General features: G+C 72.0%; 28 protein-coding genes, 1 pseudogene and 1 riboswitch. Of the genes and pseudogenes, 18 read left to right on the top strand and 11 right to left on the bottom strand.

The features are described from left to right. Positions 1-181: 181 nt before the first annotated feature. The 5 genes from ACFY0P_RS38780 to ACFY0P_RS38760 all read right to left on the bottom strand — a co-directional run bounded on the left by ACFY0P_RS38780 (position 182) and on the right by ACFY0P_RS38760 (position 3,838). Complete coding sequence (locus ACFY0P_RS38780) at positions 182-859, bottom strand: urease accessory protein UreF (RefSeq protein WP_388924434.1); 678 nt, start codon at positions 857-859, stop codon at positions 182-184. A 15-nt stretch (positions 860-874) separates the two neighbouring features. Next, positions 875-2,596, bottom strand: a complete 1,722-nt coding sequence (locus tag ACFY0P_RS38775) for an urease subunit alpha (RefSeq protein ID WP_388924431.1) — start codon at positions 2,594-2,596, stop codon at positions 875-877. After that, the gene (locus tag ACFY0P_RS38770; protein ID WP_388924428.1) at positions 2,589-2,900 is read right to left on the bottom strand and encodes an urease subunit beta; all 312 of its coding nucleotides are present in this window, start codon (positions 2,898-2,900) and stop codon (positions 2,589-2,591) included. Before ACFY0P_RS38770 ends, ACFY0P_RS38775 begins: the two co-directional genes overlap by 8 nt. A 15-nt stretch (positions 2,901-2,915) precedes the next feature. Next, positions 2,916-3,218, bottom strand: coding sequence for an urease subunit gamma (locus ACFY0P_RS38765; protein ID WP_037782101.1), 303 nt, complete (start codon positions 3,216-3,218; stop codon positions 2,916-2,918). A 329-nt stretch (positions 3,219-3,547) separates the two neighbouring features. Then, a complete protein-coding gene (locus ACFY0P_RS38760) occupies positions 3,548-3,838 on the bottom strand; it encodes a type II toxin-antitoxin system Phd/YefM family antitoxin (RefSeq protein ID WP_093505866.1) in 291 nt (96 codons plus the stop codon). Between the two features lie 140 nt (positions 3,839-3,978). On the opposite strand from ACFY0P_RS38760, the gene ACFY0P_RS38755 reads away from it, so the two are divergent. The 3 genes from ACFY0P_RS38755 (at position 3,979) to ACFY0P_RS38745 (ending at position 5,953) form a co-directional block, all read left to right on the top strand. Then, the gene (locus ACFY0P_RS38755; RefSeq protein WP_388924424.1) at positions 3,979-4,614 is read left to right on the top strand and encodes an ATP-dependent Clp protease proteolytic subunit; all 636 of its coding nucleotides are present in this window, start codon (positions 3,979-3,981) and stop codon (positions 4,612-4,614) included. A 7-nt stretch (positions 4,615-4,621) separates the two neighbouring features. After that, the gene (locus tag ACFY0P_RS38750) at positions 4,622-4,930 is read left to right on the top strand and encodes a hypothetical protein (protein ID WP_388924421.1); all 309 of its coding nucleotides are present in this window, start codon (positions 4,622-4,624) and stop codon (positions 4,928-4,930) included. A gap of 361 nt (positions 4,931-5,291) precedes the next feature. Continuing rightward, positions 5,292-5,476, top strand: a riboswitch (cyclic di-AMP (ydaO/yuaA leader). Between the two features lie 3 nt (positions 5,477-5,479). Further along, positions 5,480-5,953 carry a C40 family peptidase gene (locus ACFY0P_RS38745; protein WP_388924418.1) on the top strand — a complete coding sequence of 158 codons (474 nt, stop codon included), beginning with the start codon at positions 5,480-5,482 and terminating at the stop codon, positions 5,951-5,953. A gap of 37 nt (positions 5,954-5,990) precedes the next feature. Here the strand turns inward: ACFY0P_RS38745 and ACFY0P_RS38740 are convergent, their stop codons facing one another. After that, positions 5,991-6,449: an ATP-binding protein gene (locus ACFY0P_RS38740; protein ID WP_351955781.1), complete on the bottom strand. Its 459-nt coding sequence runs from the start codon at positions 6,447-6,449 to the stop codon at positions 5,991-5,993. 213 nt (positions 6,450-6,662) lie between these two features. Between ACFY0P_RS38740 and ACFY0P_RS38735 the strand changes: the two genes are divergently transcribed. Continuing rightward, positions 6,663-7,523: a helix-turn-helix domain-containing protein gene (locus ACFY0P_RS38735; protein ID WP_388924415.1), complete on the top strand. Its 861-nt coding sequence runs from the start codon at positions 6,663-6,665 to the stop codon at positions 7,521-7,523. A 9-nt stretch (positions 7,524-7,532) separates the two neighbouring features. After that, positions 7,533-7,760, top strand: coding sequence for a DUF397 domain-containing protein (locus ACFY0P_RS38730; RefSeq protein WP_388924412.1), 228 nt, complete (start codon positions 7,533-7,535; stop codon positions 7,758-7,760). Positions 7,761-7,870: 110 nt separating this feature from the next. On the opposite strand, the gene ACFY0P_RS38725 is transcribed toward ACFY0P_RS38730, so the two are convergent. Further along, the gene (locus ACFY0P_RS38725; RefSeq protein WP_388924409.1) at positions 7,871-8,998 is read right to left on the bottom strand and encodes an 8-amino-7-oxononanoate synthase; all 1,128 of its coding nucleotides are present in this window, start codon (positions 8,996-8,998) and stop codon (positions 7,871-7,873) included. 147 nt (positions 8,999-9,145) lie between these two features. Between ACFY0P_RS38725 and bioB the strand changes: the two genes are divergently transcribed. The 3 genes from bioB to bioD are packed head-to-tail and all read left to right on the top strand — an operon-like array spanning position 9,146 to position 12,355. Beyond that, a complete protein-coding gene (bioB, locus tag ACFY0P_RS38720; protein ID WP_388924406.1) occupies positions 9,146-10,357 on the top strand; it encodes a biotin synthase BioB in 1,212 nt (403 codons plus the stop codon). Beyond that, on the top strand, positions 10,350-11,636 hold the full coding sequence (locus tag ACFY0P_RS38715) for an adenosylmethionine--8-amino-7-oxononanoate transaminase (RefSeq protein WP_388924403.1): 1,287 nt from the start codon (positions 10,350-10,352) through the stop codon (positions 11,634-11,636). Before bioB ends, ACFY0P_RS38715 begins: the two co-directional genes overlap by 8 nt. Before the next feature lie 2 nt (positions 11,637-11,638). Further along, positions 11,639-12,355 (top strand): dethiobiotin synthase, encoded by a 717-nt coding sequence (gene bioD / locus ACFY0P_RS38710; RefSeq protein ID WP_388924459.1) that lies wholly within the window; start codon positions 11,639-11,641, stop codon positions 12,353-12,355. Between the two features lie 206 nt (positions 12,356-12,561). On the opposite strand, the gene ACFY0P_RS38705 is transcribed toward bioD, so the two are convergent. Further along, the gene (locus ACFY0P_RS38705; protein ID WP_388924400.1) at positions 12,562-14,739 is read right to left on the bottom strand and encodes a LuxR C-terminal-related transcriptional regulator; all 2,178 of its coding nucleotides are present in this window, start codon (positions 14,737-14,739) and stop codon (positions 12,562-12,564) included. Between the two features lie 116 nt (positions 14,740-14,855). Here ACFY0P_RS38705 and ACFY0P_RS38700 point away from each other — a divergent pair, with 116 nt between their 5' ends. Next, positions 14,856-15,542, top strand: coding sequence for an esterase/lipase family protein (locus ACFY0P_RS38700; RefSeq protein ID WP_388924397.1), 687 nt, complete (start codon positions 14,856-14,858; stop codon positions 15,540-15,542). Positions 15,543-15,644: 102 nt separating this feature from the next. Then, positions 15,645-16,328 carry a class I SAM-dependent methyltransferase gene (locus tag ACFY0P_RS38695; RefSeq protein WP_388924394.1) on the top strand — a complete coding sequence of 228 codons (684 nt, stop codon included), beginning with the start codon at positions 15,645-15,647 and terminating at the stop codon, positions 16,326-16,328. 21 nt (positions 16,329-16,349) lie between these two features. Here the strand turns inward: ACFY0P_RS38695 and ACFY0P_RS38690 are convergent, their stop codons facing one another. Both ACFY0P_RS38690 and ACFY0P_RS38685 read right to left on the bottom strand, forming a co-directional pair. After that, positions 16,350-16,724, bottom strand: coding sequence for a fic family toxin-antitoxin system, toxin component (locus ACFY0P_RS38690; RefSeq protein WP_388924391.1), 375 nt, complete (start codon positions 16,722-16,724; stop codon positions 16,350-16,352). 3 nt (positions 16,725-16,727) lie between these two features. Beyond that, the gene (locus ACFY0P_RS38685; protein WP_388924388.1) at positions 16,728-16,979 is read right to left on the bottom strand and encodes a toxin-antitoxin system HicB family antitoxin; all 252 of its coding nucleotides are present in this window, start codon (positions 16,977-16,979) and stop codon (positions 16,728-16,730) included. A 140-nt stretch (positions 16,980-17,119) separates the two neighbouring features. On the opposite strand from ACFY0P_RS38685, the gene ACFY0P_RS38680 reads away from it, so the two are divergent. The 8 genes from ACFY0P_RS38680 (at position 17,120) to ACFY0P_RS38645 (ending at position 25,578) form a co-directional block, all read left to right on the top strand. Beyond that, positions 17,120-17,911: an ABC transporter ATP-binding protein gene (locus tag ACFY0P_RS38680; protein ID WP_388924385.1), complete on the top strand. Its 792-nt coding sequence runs from the start codon at positions 17,120-17,122 to the stop codon at positions 17,909-17,911. Positions 17,912-17,915: 4 nt separating this feature from the next. Beyond that, a complete protein-coding gene (locus ACFY0P_RS38675) occupies positions 17,916-20,483 on the top strand; it encodes an ABC transporter permease (protein WP_388924382.1) in 2,568 nt (855 codons plus the stop codon). 44 nt (positions 20,484-20,527) lie between these two features. Next, positions 20,528-21,382, top strand: coding sequence for a TIGR03621 family F420-dependent LLM class oxidoreductase (locus ACFY0P_RS38670; RefSeq protein ID WP_388924456.1), 855 nt, complete (start codon positions 20,528-20,530; stop codon positions 21,380-21,382). A 44-nt stretch (positions 21,383-21,426) separates the two neighbouring features. Beyond that, entirely contained in the window at positions 21,427-21,861 is a 435-nt protein-coding gene (locus ACFY0P_RS38665; RefSeq protein ID WP_388924379.1) for a GNAT family N-acetyltransferase, read from the top strand. 154 nt (positions 21,862-22,015) lie between these two features. After that, the gene (locus ACFY0P_RS38660; RefSeq protein ID WP_388924376.1) at positions 22,016-23,350 is read left to right on the top strand and encodes a hemolysin family protein; all 1,335 of its coding nucleotides are present in this window, start codon (positions 22,016-22,018) and stop codon (positions 23,348-23,350) included. Then, positions 23,347-24,360: a hemolysin family protein gene (locus tag ACFY0P_RS38655; RefSeq protein WP_388924373.1), complete on the top strand. Its 1,014-nt coding sequence runs from the start codon at positions 23,347-23,349 to the stop codon at positions 24,358-24,360. Before ACFY0P_RS38660 ends, ACFY0P_RS38655 begins: the two co-directional genes overlap by 4 nt. An 80-nt stretch (positions 24,361-24,440) precedes the next feature. Then, a complete protein-coding gene (locus ACFY0P_RS38650; protein ID WP_388924370.1) occupies positions 24,441-25,223 on the top strand; it encodes an SGNH/GDSL hydrolase family protein in 783 nt (260 codons plus the stop codon). A 10-nt stretch (positions 25,224-25,233) separates the two neighbouring features. Further along, complete coding sequence (locus ACFY0P_RS38645; protein ID WP_388924367.1) at positions 25,234-25,578, top strand: DUF4326 domain-containing protein; 345 nt, start codon at positions 25,234-25,236, stop codon at positions 25,576-25,578. A gap of 230 nt (positions 25,579-25,808) precedes the next feature. Here the strand turns inward: ACFY0P_RS38645 and ACFY0P_RS38640 are convergent. Beyond that, positions 25,809-25,958: pseudogene (locus ACFY0P_RS38640) on the bottom strand (IS630 family transposase); the annotation flags it as partial. Positions 25,959-26,113 lie beyond the last annotated feature (155 nt).

Below are 26,113 nucleotides of genomic sequence, written 5' to 3'. Positions count from 1 at the left end.
CGGCGCCTGAGGACGAAGACCGGCCCGCACCCCCACCCCCCCCAGCCCGTCCGGCGTTTGAGGACGAGGCCGTTCAGGCCGAAGCGGGGGCCCGGGGGCGGCAGCCCCCGAACCGGGCGGTCGAAGGGGGCCCACCCCCTGGAGGACGGGACGGGTAGGGGCGGCGGGGGCGACACACCCCCTACGACGCGAACAGCCGCACCGCCCACCCCGCATGCCACTCCGCCCCGATCTCCATCAACGGCGCCGAAGCCGCAGGCAACGCATCGACCCCCGCCCCCGCGACCACCTCCCGCCCCGCCTCCACCCCCCGGTCGACCACCCGGTCCACCTCCCCCGCCAACCGAGCCAGCACCCCCGTCGCCTCGAACGGATCCAGACTCAGCAACCTCACCACCGCCGTCGCCGGCCCACTCACGCACTCGTACGCCGCGCAGTAAGCCGCGTCCTCCGCCGAAAGCCCCGCCGCCCGGGCCACCACCCCCAACACCACCGGCTGATGGGCCCCCTTGGGGAACTCCCGAGCCAGCACGTCGAGTTCGGTACCGGGCCAGGCGACCCGCGCCGCCCGCAGCAGCTGCCGGCCGAGCCGGCGCGCCGCACCCCGCAGCGCGGCCGACGGCGTCCGCGAATCGGCCGCCGCGTCCAACTCCCGTACGTCCGCCCCGAGTACCGCGGCCGCGGCGAACGCCGCGGCCACCAGCCCGGCGGTGTGCAGCCGTCCCCGGCAGTACTCCTCCAGGCTCGCGGCCCCAGTGATCCGACCGGCCTTGACGGCCGCCTCCGCCCCGCCGGAGTGCGCATGCCCTCCGGCGGGAAAGCGGCCGTCGGCCAGCACCAGCAACGCTGCCCGTGACACCACACCCACCAGCTCTCAGAAGAGGAAGTAGCGCTGGGCCATGGGCAGTTCGGCGGCCGGTGTCGCCTCGACCAGCTCCCCGTCGATGTGCACGGCGAAGCTGTCGGGATCGACCCGGACCCGCGGACGCGCGTCGTTCTCCCGCATGTCCGCCTTGGTCACGCCACGGGTCGACTCGATGGCGACGAACCGCTTCCCGAGCTGCAGCCGCTCCGGCAACCCGTCCTCGATCGCCAACGGGGCGACGAAGTTGAAGGAGTTGGCGGCCGGCGCCCGCCCGATCGCCCCGTACATCGGGCGCGGCAGGATCGGCTGAGGCGTCGGGATCGACGCGTTGGCGTCACCCATCTGCGCATAGGCGATCTGCCCGCCCTTGAGGACCAGCTGCGGCTTCACCCCGAAGAACGCGGGCTCCCAGAGCACGAGGTCGGCCAGCTTCCCGGTCTCGACCGAACCGATCTCCCGGGCCAGCCCCTGCGCGAGGGCCGGGTTGATCGTGTACTTGGCGACGTACCGCCGTGCCCGGTGGTTGTCGGCCCGCCCGTCACCCGGCAGCGCGCCCCGCCGCCGTTTCATCACGTGCGCCGTCTGCCAGGTCCGCAGGATCACCTCGCCCACCCGCCCCATGGCCTGCGCGTCGGACGAGATGATCGAGATCGCACCGAGGTCGTGGAGTATGTCCTCGGCCCCGATGGTCGACGGCCGGATCCGCGACTCAGCGAAGGCCAGGTCCTCCGGCACCGCCGGGTTCAGGTGGTGGCACACCATCAGCATGTCGAGGTGTTCCTCGGCGGTGTTCACAGTGTACGGGCGGGTCGGGTTGGTCGAACTGGGCAGCACGTGCGGTTCGGAGACGACGGTCATGATGTCCGGGGCGTGCCCGCCGCCCGCGCCCTCGGTGTGGTAGGCGTGGATCCCGCGCCCCCTGATCGCGGCGAGGGTGTCCGCCACGAATCCCGCTTCGTTCAGCGTGTCCGTGTGGATGGCCACCTGGATGCCGGTCCGGTCGGCGACGGTCAGGGCCGCGTCGATGACGGCCGGGGTCGAGCCCCAGTCCTCGTGCAGCTTCAGCCCCAGCGCCCCGCCCCGGATCTGGGAGAGCATCGCCTCGTGCGAGACGGTGTTGCCCTTGCCGAGGAAGCCGATGTTGAGCGGGTACTGCTCCATCGCCTCCAGCATCCGGGCGAGGTGCCAGGGGCCGGGGGTGACGGTGGTCGCCTTCGAGCCCTCGGCGGGCCCGGTGCCGCCGCCCACCAGCGTCGTGATCCCGGCCGCCAGCGCCTCGTCGGCGATCTGCGGGCAGATGAAGTGGACGTGCGCGTCGACGCCGCCCGCGGTGAGGATGCGTCCGTTGCCGGCGATGACCTCGGTCTCGGGGCCGATCACCAGGTCGGGGTGGACGCCGTCCATGGTGTCGGGGTTGCCGGCCTTGCCGATGCCGGTGATGCGGCCGTCGCGGATGCCGATGTCGGCCTTGACGATGCCCCAGTGGTCGATGATCACGGCACCGGTGATGATCGTGTCGGGGGTGCCTTCTGCGCGCGTAGCACGCGACTGGCCCATGGACTCGCGGATGACCTTGCCGCCGCCGAAGACCGCCTCGTCCCCGGCGAGTCCGGGGCCGCCGGAACGATCCTCCTCGATCTCGACGACCAGGTCGGTGTCGGCGAGCCGGATCCGGTCACCGGTGGTCGGTCCGAACAGGTCGGCGTAGGCGGCGCGGGAGATCTCAGGCATCGAGGGCACCTCCGGTCTCGCCGCGCAGCCCGGGGACCACCCGGGCGCCGGTGAGCGGCACGAGTTCGACGTCGACGGGGATGCCGGGCTCGAAGCGGACGGCGGTGCCGGCGGCGACGTTCAGCCGCTTGCCGCGGGCCGCGTCGCGGTCGAACTCCAGTCCGGGGTTGGCCTCGGCGAAGTGGTAGTGGGAGCCGACCTGGACGGGCCGGTCGGCGGCGTTGAGGACGGTCAGCCGGGTGACCTCACGGCCCGCATTGAATACGACGGGCTCGTCGGCGAAGAACACCTCTCCGGGAATCATCGGTGGCCCGCCTCCTCAGACGATCGGGTCGTGGACGGTGACGAGCTTGGTGCCGTCCGGGAAGGTCGCCTCCACCTGGACGTCGTGGATCATCTCGGGGATGCCCTCCATGACGTCGTCCCTGGTGAGCAGCTTGCGCCCGGAGGCCATGAGTTCGGCGACGGTACGGCCGTCCCGCGCGCCTTCGAGAATGTGCGACGTGATGAGGGCGACCGCCTCGGGGTGGTTCAGCCTGAGCCCGCGGGCCCGGCGCTTCTCGGCCACGTCGGCCGCCACGTGGATCAGCAGCCTCTCTTGCTCGTGCGGGGTCAGTTGCACGTCCCACCTCACAGTCCTCGCTCCGGACCGTGCGGGGCCCGGTTGCCGCGGCCACCGCGACGGATTGGGCTCACGGACCCAATCCGGCTAGGAAAACCCCAGGTGGCGTGGATCGGCAGGCTAGTTCGCCGGCGTTTCGGCGACGTTAACCGGACCTTGATCACTTCATGACCGGCGCAGGAGCCTCACGACCGGCGCACAGGAGCGCGCGACACCCGAACGGCCCTCACTCGAACGCCGGTCGCGCCCATGCGGCGGAGCCGCACATGAATACAGCCCCACACCCCTTGCGAGCGCTGCAGAACGGCGGCGGACCGCATCCGCCCCACTCAGGCGCCCGCGGCCCCCCGGTGCTCCGCCGCGATGCCGAAGCGGCCCCGCTCCGGACGTACCGCCGCGGTGGTCTCGCGGACCGTGGAGACCGAGCTGACCACGTGGTCCACGTGCTCCTCGGCGGGTTCCGGGAGCTCTTCGAGGCGTTCGAGGTCGGCGGCGGAGACGAGGGCGACCAGCGGCTTGCCGTGGCGCGTCACGACGACGCGCTCACCGCCGTACACCACCCGGTTGATCAGTTCGGCGAGCTCAGCCCTGGCTTGGGTCACCGGAATCTCGTAGGCCATGAACCCAGCTTACGGGGCACCCCGGACATCACATCTTGTTCGGTGACAGCGGAATCCCCACTCAATGATCTGTACGTCCTGTACATTTTCAACAGAGAGCCCGGCTCCCGGGCTGCCTCAGTCGCGAGGAGGGGTACGCCATGACCCGACCGTCCGCCCGCTATGTCCTGCCCGAGTTCACGGAACGTACGGCCGCGGGGCAGCGCACCCTGGATCCGTACTCGAAGCTGCTGGAGGAGCGGATCGTCTTCCTCGGCACACCCGTCGACGAGACCTCGGCCAACGACGTGATGGCGCAGTTCATGTATCTGGAGTACGCGGCTCCGGAGCGGGACATCTCGCTGTACATCAACTCCCCGGGCGGTTCGTACAGCGCGATGGCCGCGATCTACGACACGGTCCAGTACGTGAGCTGCGACGTGGAGACGATCTGCCTCGGGCAGGCCGGGGCCTCGGCCGCGGTACTGCTGGCGGCCGGCACACCGGGCAAGCGGTCCGTGCTGCCCGGCGCGCGCATCGTGCTCCAGCAGCCGTCGCTGCCGCAACCGGTGCAGGGCCAGCCGAGTGATCTGGTCATCCAGGCCGAGGAGTTGGACCGGGTCCGGGCGATGCTCGAAGGGATGCTCGTCCGGCACACCGGGCGCACGGCGGCTCAGGTCCACCAGGATCTGGAGCGGGACCTGGTCCTGGACGCGCAGGAGGCGCTGGCGTACGGACTGGTGGACCGGGTCGTGCCCAGCCGCCGGACCTCGCCCGGGCTGCCGGACGCGGGGTGAGCCGCCGATGCTGCCGCCGGAGCTGCCGCCGCTGCCCGCGCTGACCCGCGCCGAGGGCGAGCTGATCGACCGTTATCTGGACGTGGTGGATTTACTGGGCCGGATCAATCCGGCGCAGAACGAGGACACCTACCGTGGGCTGCGCGCCGCGCAGGCGCTGGTGCGCGCGGCGTCCGAGCTGCGTGACGCGCTGGCCCTGATGCATCTGCGGGGCGAGACGGAGCTTCACGGGGACACGCTGGCACGGGCGTTGCGGGTGCTCGACGGCGAGCGCCGGACCGCTCGCGTCGCACTCCCGCCCGACTCCGTACGGTGACGCCCGCCGGAATCCGGTCCGCCGCGTCGACGGCGCGACCGGTCCGGAGGCGAAACGATCCAAAGGAGTTACCGCCGTTCGGCGGAGTGTGGCGTGGTTTTACCTGACCGCGGGGGCCGCTCAGGTTGCCCGTGCGGCGGTGCCCGCGAGCGGCTTCCGCGCAGGTCCGGGGCTACGCAGGGCAGTTGACGGAGAATCGAACACAGGGCTGTCCACCCGAACGGGTGGGTGGTGAGTAACCCCACAAATCCCCGATTCCGTTGGGATTTTCGGACACACGTGAGTGAAGATCCCTGTCTGACGACAAGCCCCCGCCACAGCGGCGGGGCGGTCCGGGCGGACGCCGAGTCCTGCCGCCGCCCGGATTGACCCGTCGACAGAAGTGCATCGGCAGGAGTGGAGGACCCAAGCACGACGGGTCGCCGGAACGGTCGCGCCATGACCGGACCGAGCAGCCCTTGGGGTGAAGCCGTGGCAACACGGCCGGGCAACTTCGCCAGCCCGAATCCGACAGGTCATCCTTCACAGGCGGCTGACGAAGGGTTGCGCATGACTGCGCTCAATCGTGTTCCGTCGCTGATGGCCCGGGCCGGTACGGCCTCGGCACTGACCATCGCCGCCGTGGGCGGCTCGATCGTGATCCCGGGTGTCGCCTCCGACGCCTCGGCCGCCACGACGGCGACGAAGGCACTCCAGGTCGCTGCCTCGAAGAAGGGCGCGCCCTACAGGTGGGGCGCCACCGGGCCGAACAGGTTCGACTGCTCCGGGCTCACGCTGTACTCGTTCAAGAAGGCGGGCAAGACCCTGCCGCGTACGGCGGCCCAGCAGTACAACAAGACCCGTCACATCTCGGCCGGCAACCGCAAGGCCGGGGACCTGGTCTTCTTCCACTCGGGTTCCAGCGTGTACCACGTCGGCATCTACGCCGGGAAGGGAAAGATCTGGCACGCCCCGAAGACCGGGGACGTGGTGAAGCTCCAGAAGATCTGGACGCGCAGCGTCTGGTACGGCCGGGTCAGCTGACCCGTTCCCACGGCGGCCGGCCGGCAGGAGCTCGGGGCTACGGCTCCTGCTGGCCGGCCGCCGTGACGGTGCCCGCCGGGACCGTCCAGGGGAGTTCGATGGAGACGGTCTTGCCGCCCTCCCGGGTGGGGCGCACCCGGAGCTTGCCGCCGCACTCGGCGGTCAGCCAGCGGATGATGACCATGCCGCGCCCGTTGTCCTGCTGGACCGCGGCGGGGAGTCTCTTGGGGAAGCGCGGATGACTGTCCGTGACGCCGATACGCAGCTGCTCGTCACGGTCGAGTACGAGGTCCACCGTGAAGGTGGGTGACTGCCCGAAGGTGTGCTGCACGGCGTTGGTGGCGAGTTCGGAGACAATGAGGCGGACGGTGTCCGCGGTCTCCGTCTCCGGCGGCAGTCCCCACTCCGCGAGGGTGTCCAGCACGTAGGAGCGGGCGGCGGAGACCGAGGCTGGATCGCTCGGCAGAGTGACGGATGCTTCCAGGTGGTCTGCCATGGCGACGTCGTCCCTTTCCTCGGGACCGGAGTCCGACACGGTGCGGATGGTTCGAGTACGGTCCCGTGACTGGTGCTTCTTCGCCAGACTGCCATTACCGGGCCGGTCACGGGGAGCGATCCACCAAGATATGCATATATCTGTCGCTCGAAGCGGTGAACTCTGCGACCTCAGACCGTATTTGGGCGGCTCGGAAGGAGTAAGGAGTAGCCCATGCAGAACGGTCCCGCGGTACGCCGCCGGAAACTGGGCGCCGAACTGCGCACACTGCGCACCGGCGCCGGCCTCACGAGCGGTGAGGCCGCCCGTCTGGTGGGCTGGCATCAGTCGAAAGTGAGCCGGATCGAGACCGGCGCCAGCGGTGTGAAACCGGCCGATGTGCGGTTACTCCTGGACGCCTACGGCGTGGTCGAGGGACAACTGCGCGAGTTGCTCCTGGTGTTGGCGGGGTCGGAGGACACGGCAGGACGGCACCACTGGTGGCACGCCTATCGTGGGGTACTGCCGCCCGCCTACCGCGATTTCATCAGCCTGGAGTCGCAGGCCGGCGCGATGCGCACGCTGGAGACCCTGGTCGTGCCGGGGCTGCTGCAGACTCCCGAGTACGCGCGTGCGGTGACCCGGGCCGCCATGGACGGGCCCGACGACGAGGCCCTGGACACCCTGGTGGAAGTGCGTCTGGCCAGGCAGGACGTGCTGCACAACGATCCACCGCTGGAGCTGAACGCGGTGCTGGACGAGGCGGTGCTGCGCCGCGAGGTGGGCGGCCCGGGCGTGATGGCGCGGCAGCTGGCACGGCTGATGGAGGCGGCCCGGCTGCCCCAAGTACGGCTGCAGGTGCTGCCGTTCGCGGCCGGGGCGCACATCGGCATCACCGGACCTTTCGTAATCTTCTCATTTCCGAGCACTTCTGATCTGGACGTGGTTGTTATCGACCAGTTGACGAGTAGCCTCTACCTGGAGCGGAAAGAAGACCTCCAGGCTTACACGGAGGCCTTCGACACGCTCCGGATCCACGCCCTTTCCCCCGAGGACTCGTTGGATTACATCGCCGCAATAGCTGACGGCGCGTAAGGAGGCACCATGACTGCACTGCCTCGGAACGTACCTTCAAGTGCTGATCTGCACGGACTGCGGTGGCTGCGCAGCAGCTACAGCACCGGAGCGAACAACTGTGTGGAGACGGCACGGCCGCGCTCCGGCCCGTCGGCCGGACTGCTCGCCGTGCGCGACTCCAAGGTTCCGGCCGGACCCGCGCTGCTCTTCTCCCCCGAGAGCTGGGCGGGTTTCACGGCGGCGCTCGCCGACTGATCAGCCCCGAAGAGTCTGATCAGAGAGGAACGAAACCGATCAGACTCGCACCCCGTCCATCCCCGACTCCGTATCCGCTCGCGAGCCAGGCCCGGCCGTGTCACGCCGACTCATGGTCGTGTCTTGCCGATCACACGTACAGCGCGTTCGATCTCGGCCCCGGAGAGGTCCGCACGGGCGGTCAGCCTGAGCCGTGAGATGCCGTCCGGCACCGACGGCGGACGGAAACAGCCCACGGCCAGGCCTGCCGTCCGGCAGTCCGCCGCCCACTGCACGGCCTGCTCCGGGGACGGGGCCCGCACGGAGACCACCGCGGCGTCCGGGCGCACCGCTTCCAGACCCGCGGCGGTCAGCCGCGCGTGCAGTTCCGCGGCCACCTCGCGGGCGCGTGCCGCGCGCCCGGGCTCGCGGCGCAGCAGCCGCAGGGCCGCCAGCGCCGCGCCCGCCGCCGAGGGGGCCAGGCCGGTGTCGAAGATGAAGGTCCGGGCCGCGTTGACCAGGTGGTCGATCACCCGGGCCGGGCCCAGCACGACCCCGCCCTGGCTGCCCAGCGACTTCGACAGGGTCGCCGTGACCACCACGTCGTCGGCGCCGGAGAGCCCGGCCGAGTACGGCGCGCCCCGCCCGCCGTCCCCGAGGACCCCGAGCCCGTGCGCGTCGTCGACGACCAGCCCCGCGCCGCGCTCCCGGCACGCCTCGGCCAGCGCGGCCAGCGGTGCCGCGTCCCCGTCGACGGAGAACACCGTGTCGGAGACGACCACGGCCGGCCCCTCGTGCGTCCCGAGGGCCTTGCGCACGGCGTCCGGGTCGGCGTGCCCGACGACCTGGGTGGTGCCCCGGGCCAGCCGGCAGCCGTCGATCAGGGAGGCGTGGTTGAGGGCGTCCGAGACGATCAGGGAGCCGTGCGGGCCGAGCGTGGTGACGGCGGCGAGGTTCGCCGCATAGCCGGAGGAGAAGACCAAGGCGGCCTCGAACCCGCAGAATCCGGCCAGCTCGTGCTCCAGCTCGGTGTGGAGCTCCGTCGTACCGGTCACCAGCCGGGAGCCGGTGGAGCCGCCGCCCCAGGTCCGGGCCGCCTCGACCGCGCCCTCGGCGACCTCCGGATGGTGGGCGAGGCCCAGGTAGTCGTTGCTCGCGAGGTCCAGCAGCGGCGAATCGGCGGGGCGGGGGCGCAGGGTCCGTACGAGTCCGGCGCGGCGGCGCTGTTCCGCCTGTTCGTCGATCCAGCCGAACGCCATGGCCCCTCCGGTGAATTTGTAGGCAGTGGACAGACCCTAGCGGGATCATCAGGTGCCCACTGTGTGGCAATACCCACACGTCGAACTGACAGGGTTGTGCAAACTCTCCTTGGCCCGGAGCAGCCTCGTAGTACAGGATCGGCTCTCATGGACCTGCTGAACACGCTGGTGGACAAGGGGCTTCGGCGCGAGCTGCCGACCCGCGAGGAAGCGCTCGCCGTACTGGCGACCTCCGACGACGACGTGCTCGATGTGGTGGCCGCGGCCGGCAAGGTGCGCCGCCACTGGTTCGGCCGGCGCGTGAAACTCAACTACCTGGTCAACCTCAAGTCGGGCCTGTGCCCCGAGGACTGCTCCTACTGCTCGCAGCGGCTGGGCTCGTCCACCGGGATCCTGAAGTACAGCTGGCTGAAACCCGACGAGGCCTCCAAGGCGGCCGCCGCGGGCCTGGCCGGGGGCGCCAAGCGGGTCTGTCTGGTGGCCAGCGGGCGGGGTCCGACCGACCGGGACGTGGACCGGGTCGCGGGCACCATCAAGGCCATCAAGGAGCAGAACGAGGGCGTCGAGGTGTGCGCCTGTCTCGGTCTGCTCTCCGACGGCCAGGCGGAGCGGCTGCGCGAGGCCGGCGCTGACGCCTACAACCACAACCTCAACACGTCCGAGGGGACGTACGGGGACATCACGACCACCCACACGTACGCCGACCGGGTGGACACGGTCAACAAGGCGCATGCCGCGGGTCTGTCGGCCTGCTCCGGTCTGATCGCCGGCATGGGCGAGAGCGACGAGGACCTGGTCGACGTGGTCTTCTCGCTGCGCGAGCTGGACCCGGACTCGGTGCCGGTCAACTTCCTGATCCCGGTCGAGGGCACCCCGCTGGCCAAGGAGTGGAACCTCACCCCGCAGCGCTGCCTGCGCATCCTGGCGATGGTGCGGTTCGTCTGCCCCGACGTGGAGGTCCGCATCGCGGGCGGCCGCGAGGTCCATCTGCGCACCATGCAGCCGCTCGCGCTGCACCTGGCCAACTCGATCTTCCTCGGCGACTACCTGACCACCGAGGGCCAGGCCGGCCAGGCCGACCTGGAGATGATCGCGGACGCCGGGTTCGTGGTGGAGGGCGCGGACGAGGTGACGCTGCCGCAGCACCGGGCCGAGGTCCGGGGCGGCGGCTGTGGGTCGCACGCGGCCGAGGGCAGCGGGTGCGGGTCGCACGCGGCCGAGGGCGCCGGGTGCGGGTCGCTGTGCGGTTCCCACGAAGATGCCGCCGAGGCTGTGACCGTCCCGGCCAACGGACCACGCACCGACCTGGTCGCCGTCCGCCGCCGGGGTGCCGGGACGGATCTCGCGCCCAATGCCTGACCCCGGCCTGAGCGTCCCCGAGCTGCTGGAGCTCGACCGCCGGCACGTCTGGCATCCGTACGGTCCGATGCCCGGCCGGGCCGAACCGCTCGTCGTGGAGTCGGCGAGCGGGGTCCGGCTGCGGCTCGCGGACGGCTCGGGCGAGTTGGTCGACGGCATGTCGTCGTGGTGGTCGGCGATCCACGGCTACAACCACCCGGTGCTCAACGAGGCCGCGCGCGACCAGCTCGGCCGGATGAGCCATGTGATGTTCGGCGGGCTCACCCACGAGCCCGCCGTCCGGCTGGCCAAGCTCCTGGTCGACATCTCGCCCGCCGGTCTGGAGCACGTCTTCCTCGCCGACTCGGGGTCCGTGTCGGTCGAGGTCGCGGTGAAGATGTGCCTGCAGTACTGGCGTTCCCTCGGCCGCCCCGCGAAGCAGCGCCTGCTGACCTGGCGCGGCGGCTACCACGGGGACACCTGGCAGCCGATGTCCGTCTGCGACCCCGAGGGCGGGATGCACGAGCTCTGGTCCGGGGTGCTGCCCCGCCAGGTGTTCGCCGACGCGCCGCCGGCGGAGTTCGACGAGTCGTACGCCGAGCACCTGCGCTCGATGGTCGAGCGGCACGCGCACGAGCTGGCCGCGGTGATCGTGGAGCCGGTGGTGCAGGGCGCCGGCGGGATGCGGTTCCACTCCCCCGCCTACCTGCGGGTACTGCGCGAGGCGTGCGACGCGCACGACGTGCTGCTGGTGTTCGACGAGATCGCGACCGGCTTCGGACGCACGGGCGCGCTGTTCGCGGCGGACCACGCGGCCGTCACCCCGGACGTGATGTGCGTCGGCAAGGCGCTGACCGGCGGCTACCTGACGATGGCCGCGACCCTGTGCACCCCCCGGGTGGCCGACGGGATCTCGCGGGGCGAGGTGCCGGTGCTGGCGCACGGGCCCACGTTCATGGCCAACCCGCTCGCGGCCTCGGTCGCCTGCGCCTCGCTGGGGCTGCTGCTCGGCCAGGACTGGCTCGCGGAGGTCAAGCGCATCGAGGCGGGGCTGTGGGAGGGCCTGGCGCCCGCCCGGGAGCTCCCCGGTGTCCGGGACGTCCGGGTCCTCGGGGCCATCGGGGTCGTGCAACTCGACCACGACGTCGACATGAGGGCCGCCACGGCCGCCGCCGTACGCGAGGGCGTCTGGCTGCGGCCGTTCCGCGACCTGGTGTACACGATGCCGCCGTACGTCACGGGTGACGCGGACGTGGCACGGATCGCGCGCGCGGTGTGCGCCGCCGCGCGGGAGGGATGAGCATGCCGATCCTGGTGATCACGGGAACGGGCACGGAGGTCGGCAAGACGGTCACCACGGCCGCGGTCGCCGCCGCCGCGCTCGCGGCCGGCCGCTCGGTGGCGGTCCTGAAGGCCGCGCAGACAGGGGTACGACCCGACGAGCGCGGGGACGCCGACGAGGTAGCGCGGCTCGCCGGTGCCGTGACCGCGGCCGAAGTCGCGCGTTTCCCCGAGCCGTTGGCGCCGGGCACGGCGGCCCGCAGGGCGGGGCTGGCCCCCGTGCAGCCGCAGGACGTGGCCGAGGCCGCCGCCAAGCTGGCCACCGAGCACGAACTGGTGCTGGTCGAGGGCGCGGGCGGCCTGCTCGTCCGCTTCGACGCGACGGGGGGCACGCTGGCGGACGTGGCCCGGCTGCTGAACGCGCCGGTGCTGGTGGTGGCGTCGGCCGGGCTGGGCACGCTGAACACCACGGAGCTGACGGCCCGTGAACTACGGCGGCGTGAGCTGCAGTTGCTGGGCGTGGTGATCGGGAGCTGGCCGGAGTCCCCCGATCTGGCGTCGCGGTGCAATGTCGCCGACCTGCCGGAGGTGGCCGGTGCGCCGCTGCTCGGTGCGCTGCCCGCCGGGGCGGGGGCGCTGGCGCCCACCGACTTCCGTGCGGTGGCGCCGAGTTGGCTGTCGCCGCGGCTGGACGGAAGCTGGGACGCGGAGGCGTTCCGGGGGCGGGAAGCACCTTAGTGCCGGGGCGGGCCGCGTCGGTCGGGTGCGGCTGCGTGGGGGCTGGTCGCGCAGTTCCCCGCGCCCCTTCGGGGGCGCCGGTGGAGCGCCCCTTCAGGGGCGCGGGGGACTGCGCGACCAGCCACGAGGGCGCCGTACTCGACCGACGGCCTGTCGCGAGGCCAGGACAGCGCACCTGACGCCTGCCCGGATCCCGGAGCCGCTCTCTAGGGTGACTCGCCGAGCAGCCGTACCAGTTCGATCCGGGAGCGGATGCCCAAGCGGGCGAACACGCCCCGCAGATGGTGGTCGATGGTGCGGGGGCTGAGGTTGAGACGGTCCGCGATCTCGCGGTTCGTGGCGCCCTCGGCCGCCATCCGGGCGACCATCAGCTGCTGGGCGGTGAGTACGGCGGCCGGGTCGGGCGCACCGGTGACAGGTGTCAACGCCGTGCCCAGGGCGCGGAGTTCGGCGCGGGCCTGGGCGGCGCAGTGCGGGGCGCCGAAGGACTCGAAGGCCTCCAGGGCGCTGTGCAGCCGGTCCCGGGCCTCGGTGCGCTGCCGCAGCCTGCGCAGCGCACCGCCGAACAGCAGCTCGGTGCGGGCGCGTTCGAAGTCCCGGGTGCCGCGGGCGTGCAGGTCAAGGGCGGCACGGTAGTGCTGGACGGCTTCGGCGCCGGGGGCGAGCAGGGCCCGGCAGCGGGCGCTGAGCGCGAGGTCGTCGGGGCTGCGGACGGCGGTGGCCCAACGGTGGTAGTCGGCGTAGGCGGCGCGGGCGACCCGGGTGTCGCCGGTGCGGACGGCGGCCTCGACGTAGTGCGGGGTGGCCAGGTGCCGGATGGCCCGGTGACCGTGTCCGGGCCCGAAGCCGGCGAGGGCGCGCAGCCGCGCGGCGGCCGCCGGGAAGCGGCCGCCCGCCAGGTCGAGGAAGGCGAGCGCCCACTGGGCGAGGGCGGCGGGCAGGCCCAGTCCGTGGGTCAGGGCATGTGAGCGGGCGGCCGCCGCGCGCTCCCGGCAGGCCTCCTCGTCGCCGGTGACGGCGGCGAACATGGCGAGCGCGGCCTGGAGATGGCAGGCCCCGTTGTCCTGCCCGGTGGCGTGGGCCTGGCGCAGGGCCTCCTGTGCGGCGGCCTCGGCGGCCCGGGGGCGGCCGGTCCAGAAGTCGGCGTAGGCGCGGAACTCCATGGCCTGGGCGACCGTCCCGGGGATGCCGCGCGCCCGGGCGGCGGCGGCGGCCCGGAGGGTGGCGGTGACGGTGCGGGTGTGGTCGCCGAGCATCAGCGCGGCGATGCCGGAGTGGATCAGCGGACCGGGGTCGCCGCCGGGCCCGCAGCGGCCGGCGGTGCCCTTGAGGAGGACGCGGGCGTCGGCGTAGCGGCCTTCGACGGCGCAGGCGAGGGCGGCGAGGATGCCGGACGGCGGGAGGTCCAGCCACTGGGCGAGGACATGGGCCTCGCGGCAGCGTCTGAGGTCGCCGGTGTAGACGGCGGCCTCGGTGGCGAGGGCGAGGAGTTCCACGGCATCGGCGGAACGTTCCTGCCGGACGGCGGCGGTGAGCAGGGCGTCGAAGGCCTCGGCGGCATCGCCGGCCCTGAGGGCGAGGACGCCGTTGAGGGCGGTGTTGTCGGTGCGGGCGGCGAGCCGTCTCGCCCGGTCGGGCTCTCCGGAGCGCCAGGCGTCGGCGGCGGCCAGGGCGAGGAGGCGGGCCTCCTCGACCGGGTCGGGGCAGAGGTCGGCGGCGCGCTCGGCGAGGGCGCGGGCCAGGGCGGGCCGTCCTTCGGCGCGGGCCCGGTCGGCGGCGGCGCGCAGTTCCGCCGCGAGCCGGGCGCTCGGGCCGAGGGCGGCGGCGCCCCGGTGCCAGGAGCGGCGGGCCGTCTCGCCCTTGCCGCCGAGCACCCGGGCGAGCAGCAGGTGGGCCGCGCGCCGGTCGGCCGGTGAGCCGGTCCCGTACGCGGCGATCCGGGTCCAGGGGTCCCGGAAGAACACCCCGCCGGCACCGGCGTGGGCGACCCCGGCCGCCTCGGCCGCCTCCAGCGGGCGGGTGTCGAGCCGGCCGGCGGTGACCGCGCGCAGGAAGGCGTGGGTGGCGACCGGGTACTGGTCGGCGGCGGCGAGCAGCAACAGCAGCCGGGTCTCGTCGGGCAGAGCGCGGATCTCCCGGCGCAGCGCGTGGAGCAACCCCGGTGCCAGTTCGGCCGGTTCGACCGGCAGCGGGTCGGCGCCGGCGGCCTGCCGTTCGGTGAGACGCGGCACGAGTTCGGCCACGGCGCGCTGGTCCTCGTATACGACTCGTGTGACCCGGACGCGGACGCCCTCGGGGAGCGCCGAAGCCGGGCACGGCCCCGCGTCGGTCGGCTGCGGTGGCGAAGTGCGGTCAAGGTGTGGGGGGTTCACCGGTATCACCACACCAATGACGTTACTGGCGAGTTAGTTGACTCGTAAAGACTGGCGACTTCGCCGATGCGGCGCGCGTAGCCCCGTCCTGACACTCCTGAACAACCCCACCCGTTTCAGGAGGCATCATGCAACGCGCCAAGCGTCGCATCGCAACCGCTCTGTCGGCGATAGCCGGTTCGCTCCTTCTGTCCCTCCCCCTGAGTGCCGGCACCGCGCAGGCGGCGAGCCACGAGCCGATCGTGTTCGTGCACGGTCTGAGCAGCGACTCCAGCAGCTGGAACACCTGGATCGCGGACTTCGAGGCGGACGGCTACTCGTCCTCCGAGCTGTACGCGATCTCGTACGACTGGACGAAGTCGAACGTCACCACGGCCTCGACGCTGTCCACGTACATCCAGTCCGTCCTCTCCAGGACCGGCGCCTCCAAGGTCGACCTGGTGGTGCACTCCATGGGTGCGCTCAACAGCCGCTACTACCTCAAGAACCTCGGCGGGACCTCGTACGTGAACCACTTCGTCTCGGTCGCCGGGGTGAACCACGGGACCAGCGTCGCCTCGCTGTGCGGGTGGCTGTACACCTCCTGCAAGGAGATGACGACCGGCAGCTCGTTCCTGACCGCCCTGAACTCCGGTGACGAGACGCCCGGCAGCGTCTCGTACGCGGCGTACTGGTCGGACTGCGACGCGGCGATCGACCCGGACACCTCGGCGGAGCTGAGCGGGGCGACCAACGTCGACGTCGGCTGCATCTCGCACACCGACATGAACGACGACTACGGCGTCTACGAGCAGGTGCGCGACTTCATCGGCTGAGCCGTCCGCGGCAGCGGGGGTGCGACGGGCCGTAACGGGGGACAATCACCGTAGACCTGCCTCCGTCCGGAGGTCTGGAGACCTGAGGGTCTGGAGGTCGTCATGCGGCTGATGTCCGCCGGCGCCGGGACACCGGTGCGGGATCCCGTCCACCACCCGCTGTTCGCGCGTTTCTACGCCCGCTGCAGCGTCACCGCCGAGACCGGTCTCGGGATGGCGGCGATCCGGGAGCGGCTGCTCTCCGGGCTGTCCGGGCGGGTGATCGAGATCGGCGCCGGCAACGGGCTCAACTTCGCCCGGTACCCCGGTTCGGTCGCGGAGGTGGTGGCGATCGAACCGGAGCGCACCCTGCGGCAGTTGGCGGCGGAGGCCGCCGTGCGCGCCGACGTCCCGGTGGACGTGGTGCCGGGTGCGGCGGAGGCGCTGCCGGTGAAGAGCGAGGCCTTCGACGCGGCGGTGTTCTCGCTGGTGCTGTGCAGCGTCCGGGATGTGCGGCGGACGCTCGCGGAGGTACGGCGGGTGCTGCGGCCGGGCGGTGAGCTGCGGTTCTTCGAGCACGGCGCGGGCGGTGGCCCGGCGATGCGGTTCACCCAGCGGGCCCTGGACCGGACGGTGTGGCCGCTGCTGGCCGGCGGCTGCCATCTGTCCCGGGAGCCGGTCGCCGAGCTGCGCGCGGCCGGGTTCGAACTCGGCCCCTACCGCCGGGTGTTCCTGCCGGAGCACGGCCCGCGGCTGCCCTCCTCGTACTGCGTCCTGGGCGTCGCCCGCACACCCACGGAAGCCTGAGCACGGGGTCCGCCGGTCCGGTCACAGGCTCCAGCGGCGCAGTTCCTGGGCGATGTCGGCGACGCTCGCCTCGCCGTTCTTGACCAGCCGGGCCAGGTCGCGGACCTGCTCGGGCGAGGTGACGACCTTGAGGCCGCTGGCGACCAGGTAGGCGTAGGCGACCGCGGACGCGAACAGGGCGTTCGAGCGCTCGAGGGCCGGGACGTGGATCAGCAGCTGGAGCAGGGCGGCGGCGCGGGCCTGCGGGGTGTCGTAGACCGGGACGTCGAATATCTCGGCACGATGTCGGGCGACGGCGGCGATCAGCGCACCCCAGTCGGTGACCTGCGGGTCACCGGGGGTCTTCTGTTCGGCGAGCATGAGGAGCCAGGCGAGGTCGATCGTCAGGTCGCTCAAGGGTCAGTGACGGCCTTCGGTCTTGTCAGGCGTGTCGGTGGCCGGCGTCTCGCCGAACTCCTCGGCGAAGACGGACTCGTACTGCTTCATGAAATCGGCGGCGGCCTCGACGAACGTACGGCCGGCCTCACCCGTGTCCTGCATGACCAGTTCCTCTATGTAGCGGTTGACGCTCACACCACGTGCGAGGGCGCGTTCGCGGGCCGCTTTGGCGGTGCCCTCGTCCACTCGCACGTTCAGCTGGGTCTTCGCCATACCTCGAAGCTAGCGCGGATGCGCTAGCAATGCCAGCGCGCATCGGAATCGAAAAGTGATACCGGCTGTGGGACGGGTCACACTACGCTCGACCCGGACAAAGAGGTCGGACGATCGTCGTGCGAAACGGGGAGGCAGTCTTGTCCACAGCAGCTGCGGAGGCGGCGCCCGCCGCCGACGGGGTCGCGGCCCGGGCCCGCGGACTGACCAAGGCGTACGGCGCGGGCGAGACGGCGGTGCTCGCACTGGACTCGGTGGACGTGGAGATCGCGCGCGGCCGCTTCACCGCGGTCATGGGGCCCTCGGGCTCCGGCAAGTCCACGTTGATGCACTGCCTGGCGGGGCTGGACACCGTGTCGGCCGGTCAGGTCTGGCTCGGCGGCACCGAGATAACGGGCCTCAGGGAGCGCGAGCTGACGCGGCTGCGCCGGGACCGGATCGGGTTCATGTTCCAGTCGTTCAACCTGATCCCGACCCTGAACGCCGCCGAGAACATCACCCTGCCCATGGACATCGCGGGCAAGAAGCCCGACGAGAAGTGGCTGGACCAGGTCGTCGACACGCTCGGGCTGCGGGACCGGCTCAAGCACCGGCCGGCCCAGCTCTCCGGCGGCCAGCAGCAGCGGGTGGCCTGCGCGCGGGCGCTGGCCTCCCGCCCGGAGCTGATCTTCGCGGACGAACCCACCGGGAACCTGGACTCGCGGGCGGGTCTGGAGGTGCTGGGCTTCCTGCGGGAGGCGGTCGACCAGCTCGGCCAGACGGTCGTCATGGTGACCCACGACCCGGGCGCCGCCGCCCACTCCGACCTGGTCCTCTTCCTCGCGGACGGCCGGATCGTGGACCGGATGGAGGGGCCGACGGCGGACGCCGTACTGGAACGCATGAAGCGGTTCGACGTGGGACCCGGGTCCTCCGGGCCCGAGGAGGACTGACCCGGTGCTCAAGGCAACCCTGCGCAGCTTCCTCGCGCACAAGGGACGGCTGATGCTGTCCGCGCTGGCCATCGTCCTGTCCGTGGCGTTCGTCGCGGGCAGCCTGATCTTCTCCGACACCGTCACCCGCACCTTCGACCGGCTGTTCGCCTCCACCTCCGCCGACGTGACGGTGGAGCCGAAGCAGGACCTCAAGTCGTCGGTGCCGACCGGTGCCGTCCAGACCGTGCCGGCCGCGCTGGCGGGCGAGGTGGCGAAGGTCGACGGGGTCGCGGACACCCACGCGGACGTCTCCGTCCAGAACATCGTGGTGGTCGACAGCCACAACAAGTCGGTCGGCCCGACCACCGGCGCCCCGACCATCGCCACCGACTGGTACCTCACCCACCGCAGCCCCGTGAAGCTCACCTCGGGGCACGCCCCGCAGGGCGCCGGCCAGGCCCTGCTCGACGCGGACACCGCGGACAAGAAGCACGTGCGGATCGGCGACACGCTGACCGTGCAGGCCCAGCCCGGCACCTTCAAGGTGGAGATCGTCGGCATCGCCACCTTCACCACCACCAACCCGGGCGCGGCCCTGGTCTTCCTCGACCCGGCGGTGGCCGCGAAGGAACTGCTGGGCTCGCCCGGCCGGGCCACCAGCATCTCGGTGGACGCCGCGCAGGGGGTGACGGACGCCCGGCTCAAGAGCCGGATCGGCGCGGCGATCGGGACCGGCACGTACGACCTGAAGACCGCCGACGAGCAGGCGAAGTCGTCGGCCGCGGACCTCGGCGGCTTCCTCGACGTCATCAAGTACGTGATGCTGGGATTCGCCGGGATCGCCACCCTGGTGGGCGTCTTCCTCATCGTCAACACCTTCTCCATGCTGATCGCCCAGCGCACCCGGGAACTGGGGCTGCTGCGCGCCCTCGGTGCCGACCGGCGGCAGGTACGGCGGTCCGTGCTCACCGAGGCGGTGCTGCTCGGCCTGGTCGGCTCGACACTGGGCCTGGGCGCCGGGGTCGGGCTGGCGTTCGGGCTGATCAAGCTGATGAGCGCGTTCGGGATGAACCTCAAGGCCACCGAGATGGTGATCGGCTGGGGCACACCGGTCGCCGCGTACGTCGTGGGCGTCGGCGTCACCTTCGTCGCCGCGTACCTGCCCGCCCGCCGGGCGGCCACCGTGTCCCCGATGGCCGCGCTCGCGGACGCCGAGATCGCCGGGGTGGGCAAGCCGCTGCGGACGCGGGCGATCGTGGGCGGGGTCGTCGGCGTGCTCGGGGCCGCGGCCCTGGCCGGCTGCGCGACGGCCACGAAGACCGCCTCCGCCGCCTCGCTGCTGGGCCTCGGGGTCGTCCTGACCCTGATCGCGACGGTCATCGCGGGCCCGCTGCTGGTCCGTCCGGTGATCCGCGTCCTGGGCGCGGCCTTCCCCGCCCTCTTCGGCTCGGTCGGCCGGATGAGCCAGCGCAACGCCCTGCGCAACCCGCGCCGTACCGGCGCCACCGCTGCCGCGCTCATGGTGGGGCTCGCCCTGGTCGGCGGGATGTCGGTGGCCAGCGCCTCCATGTCCAAGTCCTTCGACCAGCAGATCGACAAGACACTGGGCGCCGACTTCGTAGTCCAGAACAGCAACTTCCTGCCGTTCACCCAGGAGATCACCGACAAGGTGCGCGGTACGGAGGGTGTGGGGCTCGTCGTCCGGCAGCGGTTCGCGCCAGTGGCGGTACGGCTGCCGGACGGCAAGCGGGTCACCACGACGGCCGCCGGGTACGACTCCCAGGTCGACGAGGTCGCCCATGTCGCCTACAAGGGCGGCGACACCGCGGCCGCGCTCGCCGCCGGCAGCCTCGGCATGGACGTCACCTTCGCCGAGGACCACAAGGTGCGCCTCGGCAGTGTGCTCCCGGTCGAGTTCCAGGGCGGGAAGCGGGCCGAGATGAAGGTGGGCGCGCTCACCGACCAGGACGGCGGCAGCGGCTTCGGCACGCAGGGCGGGCTGTTCTTCGGCATCGCCACGGTGGAGAAGTACGTGCCGGGCGGCCAGGATTCGTCGCTGTACGTCAACCGGGCCCCGGGCACCAGCGCCGACCGGCTGCGCTCGCGGCTGGAGCAGACGCTGGCGCCGTATCCGCAGGTGCAGGTCCGCGACCAGGCCGACTACAAGAAGCTGGTGCACGACCAGATCGCCGTGCTGCTCTACCTCGTGTACGCGCTGCTCGGGCTCGCGATCGTGATCGCGGTGCTCGGGGTGGTCAACACCCTGGCCCTGTCGGTCGTGGAGCGCACCCGGGAGATCGGGCTGCTGCGCGCGATCGGGCTGGCCCGGCGGCAGCTGCGCCGGATGATCCGGCTGGAGTCGGTGGTGATCGCGGTGTTCGGCGCGGTGCTGGGGCTCGCGCTCGGCCTGGTGTGGGGCGTGTGCACCCAGCAGGTCCTGGCCCTCCAGGGCATGAAGGCCCTCGCCGTCCCGTGGGGCACGATCGTCGCGGTCGTGATCGGCTCGGCGGTGGTGGGCATCGTGGCCGCGCTGCTGCCGGCGTTGCGGGCGTCGCGCATGAACGTGCTGGCGGCGATCGCGCACGAATGACTCAGGTGGTTCAAGGCGCCTACTGCTGAAGAGAGCCGATGCCGATGCCACGCCCGTTCCGCTTCGGGGTCAACCTGCTCACGCCCGCCTCGGCCGGCGAATGGCGCGCGAAGTGCCGGCGCGCCGAGGAACTCGGGTACGACGTCGTCCTCGTCCCCGACCACCTCGGCATGCCGGCCCCCTTCCCGGCACTGGTCGCGGCGGCCGAGGCGACCGTACGGCCACGGCTCGGCACGTTCGTGCTCAACGCGGGCTTCTGGAACCCCGTGCTGCTGGCCCGTGAGGTGGCGACGACCGCCGCGCTCACCGGGGGCCGTCTCGAACTCGGGCTCGGCACCGGCTACGTGCAGGCGGAGCACGACCGGGCCGGGCTGCCGTTCGGCTCGCCGCGTGCGCGGGTGGACCATCTGCGGCGCACGGTCGAGGAGTTGCTGAAATCGGACGGGGCCGGGGTGCCGCTGCTGATCGGCGGCAACGGCGACCGGATGCTGCGCCTGACCGCCGAGCACGCGGACATCGCGGCCTTCACCGGGGCCCGCCTGGTGCCGGGGAACACGGAGGGCCGCCTGGATCCGGTCACGGCCGGGGAACTCGACGAACGGGTGGCCCGCTACGAGGAGCTGGCGGCGAACCGGGCCAAGGCCGCCGAACGGAACCTGCTCATCCAGATCGTGGCGGTCACCGACGACCCGGCGGCCGCGCTCGGTCCGCTGCTGGAGCGGCGCCCCGAGCTGACCCTGGAGCAGGCCCTCGCGCTGCCCACCGTCCTCGTCGGCACCCTGGAGCAGGTCGCCGGCCGGGTGCGGGGGCTGCGGGAGCGGTACGGGTTCTCGTACCTGGCCGTCCTGGAGCCGTCCATGGAAGCCTTCGCCCCGGTGCTCGCTGAGCTGTCCGCATAGTGGAAATGCCCGGTGGGCGGAGGCGGTCGTGATGGGATTGCCGCATGACCGACCTGCGCATACGGGCCGCCGGGCCCGCCGACCTGGACCCCGTGCTCGCCTTCTGGAAGACGGCGGCCGAGGGCACCAGCATCAGCGACGACCGCGGCGGCCTGGACCGTCTCCTCGCCACCGACCCCGGGGCCCTGCTCCTCGCCGAACTGGACGGTGAACTCGTGGGCACGGCGATCGCGGGGTTCGACGGCTGGCGCTGTCATCTCTACCGGCTGGCCGTGCATCCGCAGCGGCGCCGCCGCGGCATCGGCTCGGCCCTGCTGACGGCTGCCGAGGAACGCTTCACACGGCTGGGCGGGCGGCGCGCGGACGCCATGGTGCTGGTGCGCAACGAGATCGCGCACCATGCCTGGCGGGCCGCGGGGTACGAGCCCCAGGAGCAGTGGCGGCGGTGGGTGAAGCCGCTGGCGGACGGCGACCACTGAGACCACTTTGCCGATCCTTTACCATTGGGGGAGTCGCCGTCCCTCGATGAAAGGTGTGTGAGCGTCCCCCCATGGGCGAGCCTCCCAGTCCTGTCCGTCGGCAATGCCGCGCGGTCCCGACCGCCCTGTCCGACCATGGGACGGAGGTGACCCGATGACCGAAGTGCTCCTCCTGCTGGTGGCGATCCTGCTGTCGCTCGCCTGCGGTGCCTTCGTCGCGGCCGAGTTCTCGCTGACCACGGTCGAGCGCGGCGAGCTGGAGCGTGCCGTGCAGCGCGGCGAGCGCGGGGCGGCAGGTGCCCTCAAGGCCGTACGGAACCTGACGTTCCAGCTGTCGGGGGCACAGCTCGGCATCACGGTCACCAACCTGGTGGTCGGCATGCTCGCGGAGCCCTCGATCGCCAAGCTGCTGGCCGGCCCGCTGGAAGCGGTCGGCATCGGGGCGTCGGCGGCGAGCTCGCTCGCGCTGGTGATCGGCACCGCGCTGTCCACGGTGTTCCTGATGGTCGTCGGCGAGCTGGTGCCCAAGAACTGGGCGATCTCCTCGCCGCTGGCCGTGGCCAAGCGGGTGGGCAACGCCCAGCGCTGGTTCAGCGGGGCCTTCCGGCCGTTCATCACGCATCTGAACAACACGGCGAACCGCCTGGTACGGCGCCTGGGCATCGAGCCCGCCGAGGAGCTGGCCTCCGCCCGCGGGCCCCAGGAGCTGGCCGCGCTGGCCCGGCACTCCGCCAAGCAGGGCGCGCTGGAGCCCGACACCGCGGAGCTGTTCGTGCGCACGCTCAACCTGGCCGACCTCACGGCCGAGAACGTGATGACCCCGCGCGTCCAGGTCGTCGCCCTGGAGGTCCGGGCGACCTGCGAGGACGTGGCGAACGCGACCCGGGCGACCGGCCTGTCCCGCTTCCCGGTCTACCGGGACAGCCTGGACTCGGTGGTCGGCACCGCCCACATCAAGGACGTCCTGGCCATGCCCGCCGAGGAGCGGGCCCGGGTCCGGGTCGCCCAGATGATGCGCGAACCCCTGCTGGTCCCCGAGTCCCTCACCGTCGACCGCCTCCTGGACCGCCTCGGCGGCCGGCGCACCATGGCCGTCGTGATCGACGAGTACGGCGGTACGGCCGGGGTCGCCACCCTGGAGGACATCGTCGAGGAGGTCGTCGGCGAGGTCCGCGACGAGCACGACCCGCACGAGACGCCCGACCTCGCCCCCGCCGGCGCCGACGCGTCGGGCCGGGCACTCTACTCGGCGGACGGCGCGGCCCGCATGGACCAGCTCGCGCGCGTGGGCCTGCGGGCGCCCGAGGGGCCGTACGAGACGCTGGCCGGGCTGGTCGCGGCCGAGCTGGGCCGGATACCGGAGACCGGGGACAGTGTCGAGGTCGCCGGGTGGCGGCTCGACGTGGTGGACGCGTCGGGGCGGCGGGCGGCCCGGGTGCTGCTGCACGCGCCGCTCGACGACGAGACGGAGCAGGAGGGGCAGCGGTGACCGCCGTACAACTGCTGATCGGTTTCGCGACGCTGGTCGTGAACGCCTTCTTCGTGGGCGCCGAGTTCGCGCTGATCTCCGTGCGCCGCTCCCAGATCGAGCCGTACGCGGAGGCGGGCGACCGGCGGGCCAGGAGCGTGCTGTGGGGCCTGGAGCACGTGTCCGCGCTCCTGGCCGCCGCCCAGCTCGGCATCACGCTGTGCACGCTGGTGCTGGGCGTGGTCGCGGAGCCCGCGATCGCGCACCTGCTGGAGCCGGTGTTCCACGCGGTCGGCGTGCCCACGAGCGCGGGCCATGCCGTCTCCTTCGTGATCGCGCTGTCCCTCGCGACCTACCTGCACATGCTGCTGGGCGAGATGGTGCCGAAGAACGTGGCGCTGGCCGAGCCGGTGCGCAGCGCCCTGCTCCTCGGTCCGCCCCTGGTCACCCTGTCCCGGGCGCTGCGTCCGGTGATCTTCACGATCAACGCGTTCGCGAACGGCCTGCTCAAGCTGCTCCGGGTGGAGACCAGGGACGAGGTCTCGGCGACCTTCACGGACACCGAGCTCGCCGAGATCGTCAAGGACGCCAGCGAGGCGGGCCTGATCGACGACCGGGCGCAGGAGCGGCTGCACGACGCCCTGGAGCTGGGCCGCCGGCCGGTGCGGGACGTGGTGGTGCCACTGGAACGTGTCGTCTACGCGCGCGTGGGCGTCACCCCGGAGGAGCTGGAGCGGCTGTCGGCCGAGTCGGGCTTCTCCCGGTTCCCGGTGGTCGACGAGGGGCGGCGGATCGTCGGCTATCTGCACGTCAAGGACGCGCTGGACGCCTCGCCCCACGACGAGGCGTTCCGGCTGCGGGACATGCGGCCGATCGCGCGGGTGCGGGAGAGCACACCGCTGGACGACGTGCTCACCGCGATGCGCGGCACCCGCACCCACCTGGCGGGCGTCCTCGGCGACGACGGCCGGATGGCCGGTCTTGTGACCATGGAGGACGTGCTGCGGGAGCTGTTCGGGCAGCACGCGTAGGGCCCAACGGGAGGAGGAATCCTGGTCGGAGGGAGTGACCGACCGGCGGGTATGCACCCCGGGATACCATCTCTGTCGCCATGCAGAAGAACCCGGTGCTTCCCGCACACTCCAGTCTGGTCGCGATCGGCGACTCCTTCACCGAGGGCATGTCGGACCTGCAGCCCGACGGCTCCTACCGAGGCTGGGCGGACGTCCTCGCCGCCCGGATGGCCGCCCGCACCCCCGGCTTCCGCTACGCCAACCTCGCGGTGCGCGGCAAGCTGATCGGGCAGATCGTCGAGGAGCAGGTGGACAGGGCGGTCGCCATGCGGCCCGACGTGATCACGCTGGTCGGCGGTCTCAACGACACGCTGCGCCCCAAGTGCGACATGGTCAGGGTCCGGGACCTGCTCACCGAGGCGGTGGAGCGGCTGGCGCCGGCCTGCGAGCAGCTGGTGCTGATGCGCAGCCCCGGCCGCCAGGGCCCGGTCCTGGAGCGGTTCCGGCCGCGCATGGAGGAGCTGTTCGCCGTCGTCGACGAGCTGGCCGAACGGCACGGTGCCCTGGTCGTCGACCTGTACGGTGCGCCCTCGCTGGCCGACCCCCGGATGTGGGACGTGGACCGGCTGCACCTGACGGCCGAGGGGCACCGCAGGGTCGCCGAGGCGGTCTGGCAGACCCTCGGCTACGACCCCGAGGACGCCGAGTGGCGCACGCCGATCCCGGCCACGGCGCCGCCCGGCTGGGTCGCGCGGCGGGTCGCGGACGCCCGCTTCACCAGACAGCACCTGCTGCCGTGGATAGGCCGCCGCCTCACCGGCCGCTCCTCGGGCGACGGCCGCGCGCCGAAGCGGCCGGAGCTGCTGCCGTACGAGGCGTGAGGTCGCTCCCGTGCCCACCCGGGTGATCAGCGTCAGGGGCCGGATCCACGAGTTCGGCCCCCGGCTGGAACACGCCCCCGCGGACGTCGTCTACGTCGGCCGCCGCTGGACGATGGGCGGCTGGGACCTGCCCCGCCATCCCCTGTACAACCCCTTCGCCTACGACACCCCGAAGAAGAAGCGGGACGGCACCCGGGCCGAGGTGATGGCGATGTACCGGGCCTACCTGCTGGAGCGGCCCGAACTGCTGGAACTGGTGGCCGGGCTGCGCGGGAAGACCCTGGCCTGCTGGTGCGCGCCGGAGCCGTGCCACGCGGACGTGCTGGCGGAGCTGGCCGGCGTCCCGGAGCGGTGACGCGGCTCTCGTACGTTCGCACGAGCGGGCCTGCAGGAATCGCCAGTAGAATCCGTACGCAGTTTCTAGTGATCAAGTCAAATGCCCAGGTCGGAGGGCCTTTATTGCTCCCTGTGGGGGCTCGTGTCTCACATTCCTGTCACCGTTTGACGGCTCTATGGCGGGAGCGTTGTCGCCGTTGCATTCGGCAACTAGCTGGCGCCGCATCAAGCAATGTTCGCCCTGTCGCGGATCATGCTGCCCTTGGTCGGTGTGTAGGCAGGTTCGACGTTGTTGGCTGCGGCCCAGTCGCCGACTCGGGTGTCCTTCTTCGTGGTCAGGTGCGGGGAGAAGTTGTCGAGCACGATTGCAATCCGGATCTCGGGCGGATAGAGGCTGCGCTCTACACCGACGCCCTGGTCACCCTCGCCGCCACGCGCACCTTCCCGGTGAAGTAGCCCCCCTCGGGGACGCTGATGAGCGCCATGCATCACGGCGTCCCCAACCGGCATTGGACCGCCCCGGAGCCGGTCACCAATAGTGCTGGGCATGGGCG

The sequence above is a fragment of the Streptomyces sp. NPDC001714 genome, from assembly GCF_042892755.1.
GTDB lineage: Bacteria > Actinomycetota > Actinomycetes > Streptomycetales > Streptomycetaceae > Streptomyces.
The sequence above is the reverse complement of the archived record's forward strand: the minus strand, read 5'-3'. Positions and strand labels throughout refer to the sequence as shown.

What these genes read in the sequence shown, in the direction of transcription:
- ACFY0P_RS38775 (WP_388924431.1), bottom strand. Translation starts at nt 2,596, where the DNA reads ATGCCTGAGATCTCCCGCGCCGCCTACGCCGACCTGTTCGGACCGACC.
- ACFY0P_RS38770 (WP_388924428.1), bottom strand. Translation starts at nt 2,900, where the DNA reads ATGATTCCCGGAGAGGTGTTCTTCGCCGACGAGCCCGTCGTATTCAAT.
- ACFY0P_RS38760 (WP_093505866.1), bottom strand. Translation starts at nt 3,838, where the DNA reads ATGGCCTACGAGATTCCGGTGACCCAAGCCAGGGCTGAGCTCGCCGAA.
- ACFY0P_RS38755 (WP_388924424.1), top strand. Translation starts at nt 3,979, where the DNA reads ATGACCCGACCGTCCGCCCGCTATGTCCTGCCCGAGTTCACGGAACGT.
- ACFY0P_RS38750 (WP_388924421.1), top strand. Translation starts at nt 4,622, where the DNA reads ATGCTGCCGCCGGAGCTGCCGCCGCTGCCCGCGCTGACCCGCGCCGAG.
- ACFY0P_RS38745 (WP_388924418.1), top strand. Translation starts at nt 5,480, where the DNA reads ATGACTGCGCTCAATCGTGTTCCGTCGCTGATGGCCCGGGCCGGTACG.
- ACFY0P_RS38740 (WP_351955781.1), bottom strand. Translation starts at nt 6,449, where the DNA reads ATGGCAGACCACCTGGAAGCATCCGTCACTCTGCCGAGCGATCCAGCC.
- ACFY0P_RS38735 (WP_388924415.1), top strand. Translation starts at nt 6,663, where the DNA reads ATGCAGAACGGTCCCGCGGTACGCCGCCGGAAACTGGGCGCCGAACTG.
- ACFY0P_RS38730 (WP_388924412.1), top strand. Translation starts at nt 7,533, where the DNA reads ATGACTGCACTGCCTCGGAACGTACCTTCAAGTGCTGATCTGCACGGA.
- ACFY0P_RS38725 (WP_388924409.1), bottom strand. Translation starts at nt 8,998, where the DNA reads ATGGCGTTCGGCTGGATCGACGAACAGGCGGAACAGCGCCGCCGCGCC.
- bioB (WP_388924406.1), top strand. Translation starts at nt 9,146, where the DNA reads ATGGACCTGCTGAACACGCTGGTGGACAAGGGGCTTCGGCGCGAGCTG.
- ACFY0P_RS38715 (WP_388924403.1), top strand. Translation starts at nt 10,350, where the DNA reads ATGCCTGACCCCGGCCTGAGCGTCCCCGAGCTGCTGGAGCTCGACCGC.
- bioD (WP_388924459.1), top strand. Translation starts at nt 11,639, where the DNA reads ATGCCGATCCTGGTGATCACGGGAACGGGCACGGAGGTCGGCAAGACG.
- ACFY0P_RS38700 (WP_388924397.1), top strand. Translation starts at nt 14,856, where the DNA reads ATGCAACGCGCCAAGCGTCGCATCGCAACCGCTCTGTCGGCGATAGCC.
- ACFY0P_RS38695 (WP_388924394.1), top strand. Translation starts at nt 15,645, where the DNA reads ATGCGGCTGATGTCCGCCGGCGCCGGGACACCGGTGCGGGATCCCGTC.
- ACFY0P_RS38685 (WP_388924388.1), bottom strand. Translation starts at nt 16,979, where the DNA reads ATGGCGAAGACCCAGCTGAACGTGCGAGTGGACGAGGGCACCGCCAAA.
- ACFY0P_RS38670 (WP_388924456.1), top strand. Translation starts at nt 20,528, where the DNA reads ATGCCACGCCCGTTCCGCTTCGGGGTCAACCTGCTCACGCCCGCCTCG.
- ACFY0P_RS38665 (WP_388924379.1), top strand. Translation starts at nt 21,427, where the DNA reads ATGACCGACCTGCGCATACGGGCCGCCGGGCCCGCCGACCTGGACCCC.
- ACFY0P_RS38660 (WP_388924376.1), top strand. Translation starts at nt 22,016, where the DNA reads ATGACCGAAGTGCTCCTCCTGCTGGTGGCGATCCTGCTGTCGCTCGCC.
- ACFY0P_RS38650 (WP_388924370.1), top strand. Translation starts at nt 24,441, where the DNA reads ATGCAGAAGAACCCGGTGCTTCCCGCACACTCCAGTCTGGTCGCGATC.